Source organism: Rothia sp. (in: high G+C Gram-positive bacteria), assembly GCF_030540545.1.
Taxonomy (GTDB): Bacteria; Actinomycetota; Actinomycetes; order Actinomycetales; family Micrococcaceae; genus Rothia.
This window is the reverse complement of the sequence record NZ_JAUNVZ010000078.1, coordinates 1-1199: the sequence shown is the minus strand read 5'-3', so window position 1 is coordinate 1199 and position 1199 is coordinate 1. Positions and strand designations below refer to the sequence as shown.

Sequence of the window (1199 nt, the reverse complement as noted above, 5' to 3'; positions counted from 1 at the left end):
ATAAGTGCGGTAGGGGCGCATCGCTCCGCTGCGTGGTTCTTTCTGGAGCAGGAAGGGCAAATCGGCAATATAGCAGTGTGCGCTGTCTGTCCAGGGGGTGGTGCGGTGCGTGTGGCTGGGCAGCAGGCGGCCGTTTACAATAAAGTGGTCCAGCTGGTTCCACCTTCCTTGATATTTGTACGTGCCGGTAATGTCGTGGCTCGCTTGCCTGGCATGGCTCAGTAGGTAAAGCTCCCTCGGGTTGGGTGAGCCTTCAGGCAGGGTGCAGCCCAACCCCTCGCGCAGGCAAGTTTCCGGATACCATGCGTTCAGGTCGCCCATCAGCACCAGCGCGGCACGGCTGCGCACACGGAGCAGGCTGTCGCAGTAAGTGCGCAGCTGCTGCGCCACCCCCTTGCGAAATTTTGTGGCCTCCTGCCCTCCCCGGCGGCTTGGCCAGTGACACACCAGCACATCGAGCGTGTCGCCTGTCACCAGCTCGCCGGCCACGTGCAGTGCGTGCCGGGTGGGGCGCAGGCGTTTGTGCAGCCCCTCAAAGCGCAGGGTGTCCTTGCTGACAGGTCTGAACCGGTGCGGCTGATACAGCAGCCCCACCCCAATGCCGCGCACGTCAGCCGTGCCGGCCATGGCATAATCATATCCCAGCCGGCGTAGCTTGGTGCGTTGGGTCAGGTCGTGCATCACACTGTCATTTTCCACCTCCACCAGGGCCACCAAGTCAGCCGGTGTGTCGCCGCCCACGGCGGCTATTACGCGGCACAGCTTGCCCAACTTGCCCCAGTAGCGGCCCGAAGTCCATTGGCGGCTGCCTGTGGGGGTAAATTCCCCGTCCTCCTTGCCTTCCGCGTGCAGGGTGTCGAAGAGGTTCTCCACGTTATACGTAACGATTCTGAACCGCTGCGGGCCGCCCCAAGCGTGCAGGATGAGGAGGCACAGGCACAAGCCTACGAGCAGCCTATTCATGGTGGTAAGGCTCTCCGCGCAAAATGGTCATGGCGCGGTACAACTGCTCCACGAAGAAGAGGCGCACCATTTGGTGCGAGAATGTCATGCGCGAGAGCGACATCTTCTCCCGCGCCACCTTGTATACCGCTGGCGAAAACCCGTAAGGGCCGCCCACAATAAACACCAGCCTTCGGGCCACCTGTGCCTGCTTCTTCTCCAAGTAGGCGCCCTCCTCCACGTCACGCACGTCGTTG

Annotated in this window: 2 protein-coding genes; both read right to left on the bottom strand. The window is 62.2% G+C overall.

The window, feature by feature from the left end; translation table 11 throughout:
- Positions 1-963 (bottom strand): endonuclease/exonuclease/phosphatase family protein (locus Q4P78_RS09060; protein WP_303340041.1); only part of this gene is annotated, 963 nt, incomplete at its 3' end.
- Positions 956-1199, bottom strand: a 244-nt coding sequence (locus Q4P78_RS09055; RefSeq protein ID WP_303340040.1) for a 23S rRNA (pseudouridine(1915)-N(3))-methyltransferase RlmH, incomplete at its 5' end; no start/stop codon positions are given. The genes Q4P78_RS09060 and Q4P78_RS09055, both read right to left, overlap by 8 nt.